Annotated in this window: 10 protein-coding genes; 8 read left to right on the top strand and 2 right to left on the bottom strand. The window is 40.3% G+C overall.

Annotated features, from left to right (window positions below):
• The first annotated feature begins 288 nt into the window (after window positions 1-288).
• The 4 genes from O0V13_RS08080 to O0V13_RS08095 all read left to right on the top strand — a co-directional run bounded on the left by O0V13_RS08080 (window position 289) and on the right by O0V13_RS08095 (window position 5,802).
• Complete coding sequence (locus O0V13_RS08080; RefSeq protein ID WP_268034469.1) at window positions 289-672, top strand: hypothetical protein; 384 nt, start codon at window positions 289-291, stop codon at window positions 670-672.
• Window positions 673-845: 173 nt separating this feature from the next.
• Entirely contained in the window at window positions 846-1,586 is a 741-nt protein-coding gene (locus tag O0V13_RS08085; RefSeq protein WP_268034470.1) for a DUF6090 family protein, read from the top strand.
• Between the two features lie 143 nt (window positions 1,587-1,729).
• Entirely contained in the window at window positions 1,730-2,419 is a 690-nt protein-coding gene (locus O0V13_RS08090; protein WP_268034471.1) for a lysoplasmalogenase, read from the top strand.
• Window positions 2,420-2,793: 374 nt separating this feature from the next.
• On the top strand, window positions 2,794-5,802 hold the full coding sequence (locus O0V13_RS08095; RefSeq protein WP_268034472.1) for a PVC-type heme-binding CxxCH protein: 3,009 nt from the start codon (window positions 2,794-2,796) through the stop codon (window positions 5,800-5,802).
• A gap of 361 nt (window positions 5,803-6,163) precedes the next feature.
• On the opposite strand, the gene O0V13_RS08100 is transcribed toward O0V13_RS08095, so the two are convergent.
• Window positions 6,164-7,861 carry a sulfatase family protein gene (locus tag O0V13_RS08100; RefSeq protein WP_268034473.1) on the bottom strand — a complete coding sequence of 566 codons (1,698 nt, stop codon included), beginning with the start codon at window positions 7,859-7,861 and terminating at the stop codon, window positions 6,164-6,166.
• Window positions 7,862-7,886: 25 nt separating this feature from the next.
• A complete protein-coding gene (locus O0V13_RS08105) occupies window positions 7,887-9,578 on the bottom strand; it encodes a sulfatase family protein (protein WP_442780914.1) in 1,692 nt (563 codons plus the stop codon).
• A gap of 205 nt (window positions 9,579-9,783) precedes the next feature.
• On the opposite strand from O0V13_RS08105, the gene O0V13_RS08110 reads away from it, so the two are divergent.
• The 4 genes from O0V13_RS08110 (at window position 9,784) to O0V13_RS08125 (ending at window position 16,014) form a co-directional block, all read left to right on the top strand.
• Complete coding sequence (locus tag O0V13_RS08110) at window positions 9,784-11,220, top strand: sulfatase (RefSeq protein WP_268034474.1); 1,437 nt, start codon at window positions 9,784-9,786, stop codon at window positions 11,218-11,220.
• A gap of 49 nt (window positions 11,221-11,269) precedes the next feature.
• Entirely contained in the window at window positions 11,270-12,454 is a 1,185-nt protein-coding gene (locus O0V13_RS08115; RefSeq protein WP_268034475.1) for a glycoside hydrolase family protein, read from the top strand.
• A gap of 166 nt (window positions 12,455-12,620) precedes the next feature.
• Complete coding sequence (locus O0V13_RS08120) at window positions 12,621-13,268, top strand: TetR/AcrR family transcriptional regulator (protein ID WP_268034476.1); 648 nt, start codon at window positions 12,621-12,623, stop codon at window positions 13,266-13,268.
• A 109-nt stretch (window positions 13,269-13,377) separates the two neighbouring features.
• Window positions 13,378-16,014 carry a glycoside hydrolase family 95 protein gene (locus tag O0V13_RS08125; protein WP_268034477.1) on the top strand — a complete coding sequence of 879 codons (2,637 nt, stop codon included), beginning with the start codon at window positions 13,378-13,380 and terminating at the stop codon, window positions 16,012-16,014.
• Window positions 16,015-16,161: the final 147 nt, after the last annotated feature.

A 16,161-nucleotide genomic window follows, 5' to 3' on the forward strand; every position in this document is an offset into this window, starting at 1 on the left:
GAACCAAGAATCAAGGTTAGACAATAGAGGATTATAACAATAAGAGACTGGAAATTTATAGATTGGAGATCCCTTATAGCTTTTATATGCCTATTTCCATTGTCAGCCCTAAAATGGCTGAACGAGGATAAGCCCGGGGTAGACAAAAAACCTACCTCCTCCCCTCGGCCAGGAGATTTATTGAATAGAACAAAACCAATTGCAAAGGAGGTAAAGGATAATAAAAAGTGGAATACGTCAAACATAAGATAAGCTTATATTGTAATATCGGTTTTAAATCCAACCAAAATGAGCTTTCTCAAAACCAAACTTCTACCCATACTTTTGGCGACCATCTGGATCAGTATTTCAGAATTTTTTCGCAATGAAATCCTCCTCAAAGATCACTGGGTTTCACACTACCTAAATTTGGGATTTACCTTTCCATCTGAACCAATTAATGGTGCCATTTGGGGTTTGTGGTCTTTATTTTTCGCCATTGGAATCTTTGCAATTTCCAGAAAATTCACCCTGATTCAAACCACTCTTCTCTCCTGGTGGATGGGATTTATTCTGATGTGGGTTGTAACAGGAAATATGGCAGTTCTACCTTTTAGTATTTTACCTATTGCCATCCCTTTAAGTTTTTTGGAGGCTTTTGTGGCTTCTTGGATTATGGTGAAAATGACATAAAAATATGACTACTAAACCTTTACAACCTCAAAACACCTAGTACAGGGTATAAAAATTCTCCGGAATTTACTTTCCTTAGGATATTCAGAATTGCCAAAAAAATGAGAAGAATTGAATAAATTCAATGGAATTCTAAATCGGTTCGATCAAAGCATTTTCAAAGACCAGATAACATGATCCAATTCTTTCGAAAAATCAGGCAAGGTATACTCTCGGAAAATAAATTCACCAAATACCTGGTCTATGCAATCGGTGAAATAATCCTGGTCGTCATCGGGATTTTGATAGCTCTTCAAATAAACAATGCGAACGAAAACAAGAAAAATAAAAAATCTTCTGAATTAGCTATTCATTCTCTGCTTTCTGACCTAAAGAATGATAAAGTTCAATTGGTAGATGAAATTGGGGCAATTCAAATGGATTTGAGCATTCTCAAAAACTACATCAAAAGATTATCAAATTCGGGGGCGACAATGGATACCTTGAAGCAAATAGCCAGATTCGAATATGCTCCCTATTTTGACCCAAGCAATGAGCTGAATAGAAATACAATCATTTCTTTATTAAGTACCGGAAAAATAGAATTCTTCAATGAAGATTTGAAATCTAAAATCTTACAACATAATTCGGATCAACTCAGACTGCTTAAAGTTATGGATCAAAATGTTGCGATTTTTTTAAACTCCAGAGATCCCTATGTAATTAATCTTCAAACTGAAAATTCAAGGTTTGATTCAGCTTTCATCAAAGGTGACTTTTTGGAATTTTATTGGAAAAATAAAAATGACATCGAATTAATGAATGGCATTCTATCCTCGATTTCAGGTAAGATAATCATGCAGGAATTCATCATCCACCAAAAAAAGACCCTATTGGAAAAAACAGATGAAATGATTTCAATTTTAGAGGAATAAAACAGCCACATAGAATTAGCTCCAAGGTAAAATCTATTCCCAAAGTTTTATCATTCCTAAAGAAACCTTTGATTATATTTTTTTTTCGCCGAAAATACTGCAAAGAATGAAATAGACTCAAAAACAGAGACTTCCAATCTAAAATGCCCAACCCAAAATCCCTCTCCCCTTTCTGGCTATATGCGCTATTAGTACTAGCTGGATTGCTTGGGGTTTTGGCTTTGAATATCTCTTCTTTTCTATTGAAATCGGGGACTGCTGCAATTGGGATTTTGATTCTGCTTATTTTATTCTTCAGCAAACCCAAGGCTTCAAATAAGAACTGGTTGATTGTGGGGGCTTTTGCTTTTTCTATCGCCGGAGATTGGTTTTTATCGAATATGAAGGAGGATTCCGCGATGTTTGTCCAAGGAATTGCCTTGTACTTCTTGGCTCATTTGGGATATCTTATTTACGCTTGGATAAATGGGGGAATCAATGGGAAAATTACGAGAGTAATTTTATTGGCATTTCTGGCTTTTTATATTTTAACCTTGGCTCCAACGATAGATGATTCAGTTTTGAAGGTGGCAGTATTGGTTTATTTGTTGGTTTCTTGTCTATCCATGGGAGCAGCTTTAGGAATGAATGGTGAAGCCTTAGTCAAATGGCCTTATGTCTTTGGGATATTTTTGATTCTCTTTTCGGATACCGTGATTTCCTTTAAAGAGTTTTTGGACTATGATGGATTGAATTTCACCATCCTGCCGACATACTATCTGGCGCATGTTTGTGCAGTCTTTTCTTTAATCCAGAGTTGGCAAGGGGATCAAGAGTTGGTATTAGAATCCTGATCAAGGTTTTACATTTTAGGTTTTCATTACCTCCTCGGCAATAAACCGCTACTCCTAACAATATTTTCGTGGCCGAGGGAAATGAACTTTTTTACATTTTTCCTGGGGTCGAAACCCTTGCCTGCCTACCTCAGGTAAGGCTATTCAGCTTCAGCCCATTCAGGGCTGTCAATGCAAATTTGTATCTCAAATCATTTAAAAATCTTTCCCGTGAAATTTCGGAATCTCTAATCTCTCAATATGCTTGAATCTCGGCTCTAGGTTCTAAAATCGTTGCTGGAATAACACCATAAAAAAATCAACATTGGAATTCATCAGAATTGAACCTAATTTATTATCCAATTTCCACAAACCTTAAAACCTAAAACAACCTAATGAAGAATCGATTACTAGCAGCTGGAATTCTTTCCACTCTACTTTTTGCCTGCTCAGAAAAAGCCCCCGTCCAACTTAGTGACGAGGCATATTCTCAACTTAGCGATGAGGAAAAAAGAAGCCCAGAGCATGCCCTTGATGGGATTTTGGTCAAAGATGAGCGATTGGAATTGGAGCTTTTTGCCTCTGAACCTATGCTTATCAATCCTACCAATATGGATATTGACGACCGAGGCAGAGTGTGGATCACTGAAGCATTCAACTACCGAACCAATCTCAACCCCAAAAACCCAACGCACGCCGAAGGAGATCGAATCTTGATCCTAGAAGACACAGATGGAGATGGCAAAGCTGACAAGTCCAAAGTATTTTATCAAGGTTCAGACATCAATGCTCCTTTGGGAATCGCAGTTTTGGGGGATAAAGTATATATCTCCGTATCGCCTTTTGTTTATGTTTTCACGGATGCTGACGGAGATGATGTGCCAGAAAAAAAAGAGATATTGTTTGAAGGTGTGGGAGGTGTTCAGCATGATCATGGGATGCATGCTTTTACATTTGGTCCAGATGGAAAAATCTATTTCAACTATGGAAATGAAGGAAAAGGCCTGCATAATGCAGATGGTTCGCCGATCATGGACCCGATTGGAAGAACTGTAAATAGCCAAACTCAACCTTATCGGGAAGGAATGGTTTACCGGATGAATCCGGATCATTCGGAAGTGGAAATTCTAGGTTGGAACTTTAGAAATAACTACGAATTGGCAGTGGACAGCTACGGTCGAATGTGGCAGTCTGATAACGATGATGATGGAAACCGCGGCACCCGGATCAATTATGTGATGGATTTTGGAAACTACGGTTTCAAAGATGAAATAACCGGAGCTGATTGGAGATCCAGAAGGATCAATATGGAGGATTCTATTCCGCTTCGCCATTGGCATTTGAATGACCCAGGGGTAGTTCCCAACCTGCTACAAACCTATGCAGGTTCACCGACAGGGATTCTGATTTACGAAGGAAAATTGCTTCCTGAAGAATACCAAGGCCAAATGATCCACTCCGATGCAGGACCCAATATCGTTCGCTCCTATCCGGTAAGTCAAAATGGCGCCGGCTTCAATGCTAAAATCCTCAATTTATTGGACGGAAACGCACGAGACAATTGGTTTAGACCTTCTGATGTAACAGTTGCTCCTGACGGTTCTCTTTTCGTTTCTGACTGGTATGATCCAGGAGTAGGTGGACATGCTGTGGGTGATTTGGAAAAAGGCAGAGTTTATCGTCTTTCTCCGAAAAACACCCCTTACAAGGTTTCCAAGCCTGATTACTCTTCCGTTTCCTCTTTGATTCAATTGCTTCAAAATCCGAATCGTGCTACCCACTTTAAGGCTTTCATGGCTTTGGTAGCCAAAGGAAATGAAGCCAAAGACGCATTGGAAACACTTTATACGGAAGGAGATCCAAGAATGAAAGCCAGGGCGTTTTGGGTGCTGACCAAGCTTCCAAATGGAAATGATTACATCCAAACAGCTTCCGAAGATCCAGATGAAAATATCCGGGTTGCTGCTGTCCGTGCCTACAGAGAAAACCATATGAACAATGTGGAATTCCTTTCCAGAATGGCTGGAGATCCTTCTGCTCAAGTTAGAAGAGAGGTTGCTCTGGCAATTCGTTACCAATCCCAACCCGCTGTTTGGCAAAAACTAGCAGAAAGCTATGAACCAGGTGACCGATGGTATTTGGAAGCTTTGGGAATCGCTGCCGAAGGATTCTGGGATGAATATCTTCCTGCATATTTGGAAAGCTTTTCACCAAACTGGATGGAAAGCGAAGCTGCCAAGGATGTGGTATGGAGATCACGTTCTTCCCAAACAGCTGACCTTTTGGGCAAATTGATTTTGGCACAACCGGGCAGAAACAACCTCCGCTATTATCGGGCTTTGGATTTCCAAGATCCTGCTGCCAAAGACAAGACCTTGAAAGCTCTTTTGGCAAACGCTTCCGAAGAAGATCAGGTGATAATTTTGAGACAAATGACCTTTGATCCGAAAAGGCCAGATGGACAGATTTTGGCATTAGCTAAGGCCACGGCAGGCAAAATTGAGGATGATCAGGACTTCTTGGAGATTGTCCAGAAATATGAAATCAGCAATCAGTCTGACCGACTGGAGAAAATGATCTACGAATCTGAAAACGGCCAAATTTCAGGCTCAGCCGCTTGGACTTTCTTCAACTTGTACGGACCTCTTCCAATAGAAAAAGCCTTTGCCAATGTGGATGAAGACCGAGCTGTCTTGGCAATCCGCAAGTTTGGAAGCATAGATAACGAAGCCATGGCCAAATTGCTTTCCAAGATCTATCTGGATGACAAGCAATCCGAGGCCAAACGAACAGCCGCCATGGAAGAAGCCAGAGGCTATAACAGCGAGCCTTATCTGTGGTCTTTGGCTCAAGAGGATAAAATCCCTGCTGATCTTTTACCAATCGCTCAGAAAATCCTGATGGGTTCCTGGAATGGAAATATCCGGGAGGAAGCAACCAAGAAATTTGGCAGCTCAAGCGGCAGCGAGTATGATGTTCCTAAGCTTTTAACAATGGAAGGAGATGTTGCGAATGGAAAAACCATTGCCTCCACTTATTGCTTGGCTTGTCATAAAATCGGAAATGAAGGGATTGATTTTGGTCCGGGGCTTTCTGAAATCGGGGATAAACTATCCAAGGAAGGTCTGATCAATGCGATTGCCAATCCGTCCGAAGGAATGGGCTTTGGATATGAAACCCAATTGGTAAAAATGAAAGATGGAACCGAGTTTCAATGCATCGTAAATTCCAAAACTGAAAATGATCTGATTGTAAAATTGATCGGAAGCAGTGAACAGAAAATTTACAAATTGGATCAGGTAGAAAGCGTAACCCAACTGGATGAATCCCTCATGCCTAAATTCCCACTCTCTGATCAGGAAATGGTGGATTTGGTGAGTTATTTGGAGACGTTGAGGAAGTAAGTCTGAAGGATAAAGTCTGAAAGCTGAAATTTTGTTTTCCGTCATTGCGGGCGAAGCAAAGCAGTCTAGATTGCTTCACTTTGTTCGCAATGACGGGATTTATCGTCACTGCCAGCGGAGCTTACGAAGCGTGGCAGTCTTTTTTTTAGGAAATACGCTTCGCGAAATACACTGGAAATATATCTTTGCCAAGATATTGATCTGTGAAAATCTGTGCTTTATTTCTGAGTTAATCTGTGGGGAATAGATTGGTTCGTCGTTCCTTCCTGTCTTTCGCTAGGCAGGATCGCAATGACAAAAAAACGCCACCTATGCCCAAGTGGCGTTTTTTATGGTCTATCCTCCAAAAACTAAGATCTGACTATTTTACACCTTCCTCCACTTTTCTTCTTCGTTCAAAGATTTCCGCTTTGGTCTGTCTATGAACACCAAAGGCCCTATCATCTCCTCCTCTTTCCATATATCTTTGAATAAAACTGTCACTTAACTCCTGGCTATCCTGATATTTCTCTCTTAACCCATCAAGATGTTTATGAAGGTCAGCTCTGATTTCTGCATAGGCAGGATCATCATAGACGTTTTTCAATTCCAATGGATCCTTTTTACGGTCGATTAACTCCCATTCATCCTCCACATAATAGTAATGAATCAATTTATAGTCCTGTGTGATTATCGCATAATGTCTATTCACCATGTGCTCGGCAGGATATTCATAATAATGGTAATAAACAGCATCACGATCCCATTGATCTTCATGACCTGTCAAAAGTGGAACCATGCTTTCCCCTTGCATATCCGAAGGAGCTTCGATCCCAGCCGCATCTAGGAAGGTTTGTGCAAAATCCAGATTTTGAACCAAGGCATCAGACCTGGTTCCCGGCTTTACTTTTCCTGGCCAAGCTACCAACAAAGGAGTTTTGAAGGATTCATCATATACAAAGCGCTTGTCAAACCAACCATGCTCACCCAAGTAGAATCCCTGGTCAGAAGTGTAGACAATGATGGTATTGTCCATCATATCGTTAGCTTCCAAATAATCCAACAAACGTCCCACATTCTCATCAACCGAAGCGATCGTCCCTAGGTAATCCTGCATGTAGCGATTGTATTTCCAGCTCATGATTTCCTCATCAGTCATGGAAGGATACGTTTTTTTTAGATCTTCTTCAATTTTGCTATAAGCCTTGTCAAAATTGGCTTTTTGCTCTGGATTCATTCGAGCGGTATAATTTTCATACCTTCTTTTATCTCCTCCGATTTCTGGTAGACCAATTTCATCCATAACCGCAGGAGAAATCTTATGATCACCTCCCCAGCTCATATGATCGAAGATATTCATCTCCGCTTCACCGGCTGCTTTGGTCCTACCGGAATAGTCATCAAATAACGTCGCCGGCTGAGAAAATGTCTTATTGGTATACTCATCCATATGTCTCTCTGCCATTAACCAAGCACGGTGAGGTGCCTTATGCAAATACATCAGCATAAAAGGCTCCTCTGGATTTCTTTCGTTACTCAACCAATCAAGAGTCATATCGGTAATGATATCTGTCACATACCCTTCCACCTTGATTTCGCCTTCATTTTTGGTAATGAAATCAGGATTATAATAAGATCCCTGACCAGGTAATATCTTAAACTGATCAAATCCTTTTGGATTGTTTCCAAAGTGCAATTTTCCAAACATGGCTGTTTGATACCCTGCATCTTGGAATAGCTGAGGGAATGTCACATTAGTTGTATCAAATGGAAAAAGATTATCGATTTTTCCATTCATGTGTGAATGCTTCCCTGTCAAAATCGTCGCACGACTGGGAGCGCAAATGGAATTGGTTACACTGGCTTGGGTAAATAACATTCCCATTTCAGCAATCCGATCGATATTCGGTGTTTCTATCAAGGTATTATCATAAGCTGAAATTGCCTGATAGGCATGATCATCAGACATGATAAAGATGATATTGGGCCTTCCCTCGGCCTTTTCTTCAGCCTTTTGTCCACAGGAAAAGACCGAAATCAAAGCCAGACCCCCAAACAAAAAAGATGTGTATTTATTCATAGTAGTTTTTAAAAATGAATGCATGTTATTGATTGGAAAGCTCTCTGCCCTCAAAGATTTTATCCAATAATTCCTTGTTTTTACCTCCTGCGTAGGAATTGTTTTCCTGCAAATAATCCAGGTATTCATTGAGGTATTTTTGAGAGATCTCGGAGTTGTCTCCATACTTTTCTCTCAACCCATCCAGCTTTTTGTGCAATTCTGCCTGAACTTCCGCATAAGCAGGATCATCATAGACATTTTTCAACTCCATTGGATCGTTGATTCGGTCAATCAACTCCCACTCATCGGCATCAAAGTAATAGTGAACCAACTTGTATTCCTTGGTCACAATCGCATAGTGTCGCTTTACCATATGCACAGAAGGATACTCGTAGTAATGGTAATAAACTGCATCTCGAGTCCATTCTCCCTCTCCTGTCAATAGCGGAAGAAGGCTCTCTCCTTGCATATCGCTTGGAGCGTCAATCCCTGCTGCTGCTAAGAAAGTCTGAGCAAAATCCAGATTTTGAACCATCTCATCTGTTTTGCTCCCTGCTTTTACTTTACCAGGCCAGGCTACTAGTAATGGAGTTTTGAATGACTCATCGTAAATAAATCGCTTGTCAAACCAGCCATGCTCTCCTAGGTAAAATCCTTGGTCGGAAGTGTAAACAATGATCGTATTTTCCATCAAGTCGTTCGCTTCCAAATAATCCAAAACACGTCCAACGTTTTCATCAACTGCTTTGATGGTTCCCAAATAATCCTGCATATAGCGCTGGTATCTCCATTTCATCTTGTCCTCTTCGGTCATGTTGGGATATGCCTTCTTGAATTCTTCAATCATCTTATTGTAGGATTCATCCCAAACGGCTCTCTGTTCTGGATTCATGCGTCCAACTTCCCCTTCGAAGGCAGCCTTATCCCAACCAGAAGTAGGCTCAATACCCAATTCATCCATCACTGCAGGTGGAATCTTGGAATCTCCTCCCCAGTGCATATCCTTCAGCAAATTCATCTCAGCTTCATGTGCAGCACGACCTCTTCCGGAATAGTCATCAAATAAAGTAGGAGGCTCAGGAAAAGTCCTCTGCGTAAACTCAGCCACATGTCTTCCTGCTGGAAGCCATTCTCTATGAGGAGCTTTATGCAGGTAGAAAAGCAAAAAAGGATCTTCCTTCTTTCTTTCATTTTCCAGCCAATTCAACGTCATGTCCGTGATGATGTCAGTCACATAACCTTCAACCTGAATATTTCCTTCGTCTTTGGTAATGAAATCCGGATTGTAATATTTACCCTGACCCGGAAGGATTTTAAATTGATCAAAACCTTTTGGATTGTTTCCAAAGTGAAGCTTTCCAAACATAGCAGTTTGATAGCCTGCATCTTGGAACAATTGAGGAAAAGTCACATTCGTCGTATCAAAAGGAAAATGATTATCAACTTTACCATTAATGTGAGAGTGCTTTCCTGTCAAAATAGTCGCTCTAGAAGGGGCACAAATGGAATTGGTTACAGAGGCATTGGTGAAAAGCATCCCCAATTCTGCGATTCGATCAATATTGGGAGTTTCGATCAGTTTGTCACTGTATGCAGAAATCGCCTGATACGCGTGGTCATCAGACATAATAAAAACAATATTGGGTCTGGAATTTTCTTTTTCTTCCACCTTTTCCTGGCAAGAAAATAGCCCTGTTATCATCACAGAGGCTACAAACAGGATAGATTTGTTCATAGGGTTTCGGGTTGATTTATAGGACCATTGCAAATTGAAAGCGACAAAGTATTTGTACCTTCAGTTGCTCTGGTTGAAATGAATAAGCAAAGTAAAAAAATTCTCTCGCTTTATTTAGTCCAAAAGCCCTATAATTGATAGATTTGAAAATATTAAAAGATCCCTTCTTCGATCTTTACAAAGCCCTGAATAAAATACCCTATAAATGAAATACCGGATTCCCTTTCTTTTTTTAGTTCTTTTCTCATTCAACAGCTTTGCTCAGGAAAAAAAGCCCAATGTACTTTTCATCATTTCAGATGATCTGACGACAACCGCTTTGGGTGCTTATGGCAATGAACTGGCACACACCCCTAACATCGACAAGCTAGCCAGCGAAGGTGTCGTTTTCAACAGAGCCTATACTCAATATCCAGTTTGTGGTCCGTCCAGAGCTTCATTTATGTTTGGCTATTATCCCAATGCCACTGAAACCTATGGCTATGTTAGTGGTCGGGAAAATGTGGGTCCCGATAAAGTTTCCATGTCCCAGCATTTTAAAAACAATGGCTATTACACCGCACGAGTGAGCAAAATATATCATATGGGTGTGCCAGGAGATATTGAGAAAGGTTCGGATGGACAAGATGATCCTGCATCCTGGACAGAGAAATTCAATTCTCAGGGACCGGAATGGACCGCTCCAGGTAAAGCTGAACTGGTACAAAATAATCCAGATGGAAGCATCGAAAGAAAAGGCGGAAATGTCATGACCATTGTAGAAGCTGATGGAGATGATTTGGTCCATTCCGATGGAAAAACAGCAAAAAAAGCCGTAGAACTGATCAAAGCGCATAAAGAAAAGCCATTTTTTCTAGCAATAGGATTGGTGAGACCTCACGTCCCATTTGTTGCCCCTGCCAATTACTTTAGCCCTTTCCCTTGGGAAGGAATCGTCCCTCCTCCAGTAGTGAAAGATGATTGGAGTGATATTCCAGAGAAAGGAATAAACTATGTGACTACCGTGAACGGGGAGATGAATTATGTACACAAGCAAAAGGCGATTGCTGCCTATTATGCTTCTGTCTCTTACATGGATGCTCAGGTTGGCAAGATCCTTCAAACCCTTCATGAGGAAGGTTTAGATGACAACACCATTATTGTCTTCACCTCAGATCATGGCTTTCATTTGGGAGAACATGATTTCTGGATGAAAGTAAGTTTGCATGAGGAATCTGTCCAAGTCCCTTTGATAGTCAAAGCTCCAGGGTTGGCCCCAGTGAGAAGCAATTCTTTTGCGGAGCTTCTGGATCTTTATCCTACCCTTGCGGAAATGGCCGGACTTCCTGAGCAAAGTACCTTGCAGGGAAAAAGCTTGGTTCCGGTATTTGAAAACCCAGACCATGAAGTCAGAAATTATGCATTCTCTGTCACTCAAGGCGGAAATACCTTTTTGATAAGAACGGATCGATGGGCTTATATCCAATACAATGAAGATGGATCTGCCGGGACGGAATTATTCGACATGGAACAAGATCCAAAACAATACACCAATCTGGTAGATAACCCTCATTTCAAACCTATTGTGGATGAAATGAAGGAGATTTTGAAGGCCAAACTCGAAGAAGTAAGGCAAAATGACTTGGGGAGAACCTACAATTGATTTTAGAATAGATTACAAAAATCCTGAAATGATTCAACGCTTAATTATAATGGCATTTTTCCTAATATCAGGTTATGCCAGAGCTCAATTTCAAGTCAAATCACTTCCGATTCAGGCAGAAATAGTACAAGAAGATGAAAGTTCATTTTTGGATGGACCATCGATTTTGAAGCTAAAGGACTACTTCGTCTGGGGCGGATCTGTCGTCAAAGGAAATGATAATAAATATCACATGATTTTTGCATTATGGGAAAGCGGCCCCGGAACTGACAAATTCACTAATTCCTGGGTTTTGGAGGGAAAAATCGGCTATGCAGTTTCAGACTTTCCAGATCGAGAGTTTGAATTCAAAAAGATCATTCTTAAAGGAACAAGATACGACGGAGATACCAGTTCTTGGGATGCTCAAATGGTCCACAATCCTCATCTCAAGGAATTCAATGGAAAATACTACCTGTACTATATCGGAGGAAAAGACCATGGACAAGCAGCTGCACCTGAGTTGGACAAGCGGTCCCGAGTACAACAGTCTCAACAAATAGGAGGCTTTGAATTTGATTCTTTCGAGGACCTATTGGCTGGAAATTTTCAAAGAATCAATGATCCGCTTTTATCGCCAAGAACTCGAGTAAAGTCTACCAATGTCCTCTTCCCTTCTCCAGACGGAACCAAACCAAAACCTGACAATCTTATCGTGGTCAATCCTTCCGTGACCTATAACCCTCACACCAAAGAATACATGCTTTTCTTTAAAGGAAACATCTACGAACCCTATTGGAAAGGGGTTCATGGTGTGGCGACCGGCCCCACTCCGCTTGGCCCTTTTACTCCAAGGGATGAAACAATTTTCGATGTAAAAATGCCCGACGGAAGTATGGCAAGCACAGAAGATCCATACGTTTGGTACTCTAGCAAATACGATAGCTTTTTTGCGATTGTCAAGGATTTCACCGGAGCAGTTGGCGGAGTAGAGAAAGCCTTGGCACTATTGAATTCAAAGAATGGCATCGAGTGGACTCCATCAGATATCCCACTTTTTTTGAAACGGGAAGTTCAACTGAAAAATGGTCAAATCCTGCCCATGGATCGGATGGAAAGACCACAACTTTTACTTTCTCAAGATGGAATTCCACAAGTTCTCTATTCTGCAGGCGCTATTGATAATGTAAATCCCAAAAATGACGGGAGTTCATTTAATATGCAGATTCCTCTCAAGGTAGAAGAACACAACTAATTACTTATTTTTTAAATAATATATAATTAAGAGTATCAATCACTTAGTTAATTAAGCTTTCTTGCCTATCGTGGCTAAATTTTGAGTGTAGGCCATCATTCATCTTTCAATCTCCGCATTATATTTGTATATACACGATTTGAAAAATACCAATACACTCTAGATAATGACTAAATCACCTGGGATTAAAACGAAAGAAAAGATACGTGAAGAGGCAATCAAACAATTTAATGAGTTTGGAATCCAAAATATTACGAGCAGACATATAGCATTGGGAATTGGGATCAGCTACGGTAATCTCAACTATCACTACAAGACAAAAGAGGAATTGATTTTGGCCATTTATCAAGAAATGAGATCCGAAATGAATTCTTCCTATGTTGAAAATACCTCTGGGGACAGTTCATTGGAGCATTATCACCGACTATTGATCTTTTTGGAGGAGTTTCAATACCGGTTCAAATTCATCAGCTTAGACATTTTGGAAATTTCCAGATGTTATCCATCAGTCAATGAAATAATCCAATCAACACTTGAGGATAGAAAGAAGACTTCTTTGGCCAATTTGAAAAAATTGATTGATGAAGGATTTTTAAATCCCATGGATCTCGAAGATCTAGCGCGTGTAGAACATGCCATTCGTATGATGGTTTCATTTTGGCTTTCTCAAAGGGAAGTGTTGACCACTTATAATTACAGAAATAGAGGTGACATGATTAAATCAATTTACACTATTCTAAAACCCATGATGACGGCTTCTGGGAAAGACGAATTGGCTAGAGTTATTGAACTACACCCATTTTTGGAATCTTGAATTGAAAAGACATAAAAAATCATCTAAATAAAATAGGGCTTTCGCTCTATTTATTTATTCAGAACGAACCGGGTTTTATATATTGGGTTGAGAAACGAAATTCAACCCAATGAAACCTATTTCACCTACTTCCTTCTTACAATATATTTTTGGCTGTTTTTTACTCTTTTGCTTTAGCCAACAAAGTCTAGGATATCAATCAATCACTTTTTCAAAAGAAGAACTCGATCAAAAAATCTGGTACGAAAAACCTGCAAAAGCCTGGACAGAAGCCATTCCAATTGGCAACGGCTACATGGGAGGAATGGTATTCGGAGGAGTCGAACAGGACAGAATCCAACTGAATGAAGGAACACTCTATTCTGGTGACCCTGACTACACATTCAAAAATATTTCAGTTCGAAAAACTTACCCTGAAGTCAAGGCACTTCTGGATGAAGGCAAATACAAGGAGGCTCAAGAATTCATTCAGAAAAACTGGCTGGGTAGAGCACAGGAATGCTTTCAGCCTATGGGTGACATTTGGATGGATTTTGATCATCAAGGCGAGGTCAAGAACTATGAAAGAAGTCTAGATCTGGAAAACTCTACGGTAAATGTCAACTATCAAATAGATGGTGTGACCTATACACGAGAATATTTCGCCTCCTATCCTGATCACCTTATTGCAGTAAAAATTTCAGCTGATCAACCTGGCAAAATCAACCTAAACCTACATCTCTCTACTCCTCACAAACCGACAGAGAAGGTTTTTGAAGATAAAACCCAATTGGTTCTTCAGGGAAAAGCTCCTGGAATCGCTTTGAGAAGAAGCTTTGATCAGGTGATCTCAGCTGGTGATCAGTACAAATACCCAGAATTATTTGAGAAGGATGGTTCCTTAAAACCAAATGCACAAAATATCCTTTATGATGAAGATGTTTTTGGTTTGGGAATGGCTTTCGACACAAGGGTAATGACTCGACATCAAGGCGGAAATGTAAAATTTAATGAGACTTCCATTTCAGTCTCCGACGCGGATGAGGTCGTTTTTCTGATTACTTCTGCTACCAGTTACAATGGATTTGATAAATCTCCAGCATTTGAAGGAATCGATGAAGTAGCTAAAGCAAAGGAGATTTTGGAAAGTATAAAATCCAAAAGCTACGAGGACCTTTATCAATCCCATATTGAAGATTACCAGAATCTATATAAGCGAGTTCAGTTTTCACTGGACAAAAAGACCAAGCAATCTGACCTTCCAACGGACCAGCGACTTTTATTTTTTGAAAATGGCAAAGACCCATCTTTAGTAAGTCTCTATTTTCAATTTGGACGCTATTTAATGATTTCGGGGTCTAGACCTGGTGGCCAGCCGTTGAACCTTCAGGGAATCTGGAATGCGGAAGTGATCCCGCCTTGGGCCAGTGCCTATACCATGAATATCAATTTGGAGATGAATTATTGGCCTGCGGAATTGACCAATCTTTCAGAATGCCATGAACCCTTATTTCAAGCGATCAAAGAATTGGCAGTCAATGGTGAAAAAACTGCCCAAAACATGTTTGGAAGTCCTGGTTGGACAGGAAATCACAACATGTCGATCTGGAGACAGGCGGAGCCAGTGGATTTATGCGCTTGTTCATTTTGGCCCATGGTATCAGGCTGGCTGATGAGCCATATGTGGGAAAGATATCTTTTCTCAGGAGATGAAGATTTCCTACAACACGAGATTTACCCACTTTTGGAAGGATCTGTCCAGTTTTACAATGATTGGATGATACAGAATGAAAATGGCTACTGGGTAACACCAGTCGGACATAGTCCAGAAAATCAATTTCTATATGATGACAATCTAGCCTCCACACAAAGCCCTGGCCCCACGATGGATATGGCCTTGATTAGAGAGTCATTTACCAGATTTTTGGAAGCCTCAGAGCTCTTGGGAGTCCAAAATAGTTTTACTTCTGAAATCAAGGAAAAGCTTCCAATGCTTCTTCCCTTTCAGATTGGAAAATATGGTCAGCTGCAGGAGTGGCAATTTGATTTTGAAGAAAAAGAACCTGCACACAGACACATTTCTCATTTGTATGGTTTTCATCCAGGTAATCAAATCACCGATACTTTCAGTCCTGAATTGGTAAAGTCTGTTGAAAAATCAATGATCCGAAGGGGTGACGAGGCCACAGGCTGGTCCATGGGATGGAAAGTCAATGTTTGGGCTCGGCTTAAAAATGGGGATAAAGCATTAGCTCTTTTAACCAACTTACTTAGACTAGTTGAGTCCGAGGGGACACAAAAAAGCGGAAGCTATACCAATTTATTCGATGCCCATCCACCATTCCAAATAGACGGGAATTTTGGAGCAACCGCCGGTATAGCTGAAATGCTGATCCAAAGTCACGATGGCGCAATTGAAATATTACCAGCACTACCTACGGATTGGAAATTTGGAAAAATCTCTGGGTTGAAAGCAAGAGGAGGTTTTGAAGTTAGTTTGCAATGGAAATCAAATGTCCTCAAACAAGGAACAATTATCTCTATGAATGGTGGGATTTTACCTATCAGATCTAAGACTCCATTAAATTTCAATGGGATTATTGAATTCCTCGAAGAAGGTGATAACATCTTTCTCCAACCTATTGATCCAGGTGAATTCCTAAACCATTCAAAAAATGAAGCTCCATTACCTGCTAAGGATGGGTACTTCATTTATAAAATCTTAACCAAGCCCGGTCAAGTAATCCAATTTGAAAAAAGCAAGTAAACCAAAAGGCAAGAGACCGAATTAAAACATGAAGGTTAGATTTGATAATTTTTCAACAAACTTTCGACCGCTTAAATAAAATTTTTTACCAAATCTAGTGCATGAGACCTATTTTATATATCTTTAAGCCACCTTTTTAACTAGGAA

It is taken from the genome of Algoriphagus sp. PAP.12 (assembly GCF_026652115.1).
In the GTDB taxonomy this organism is placed as follows: domain Bacteria; phylum Bacteroidota; class Bacteroidia; order Cytophagales; family Cyclobacteriaceae; genus Algoriphagus.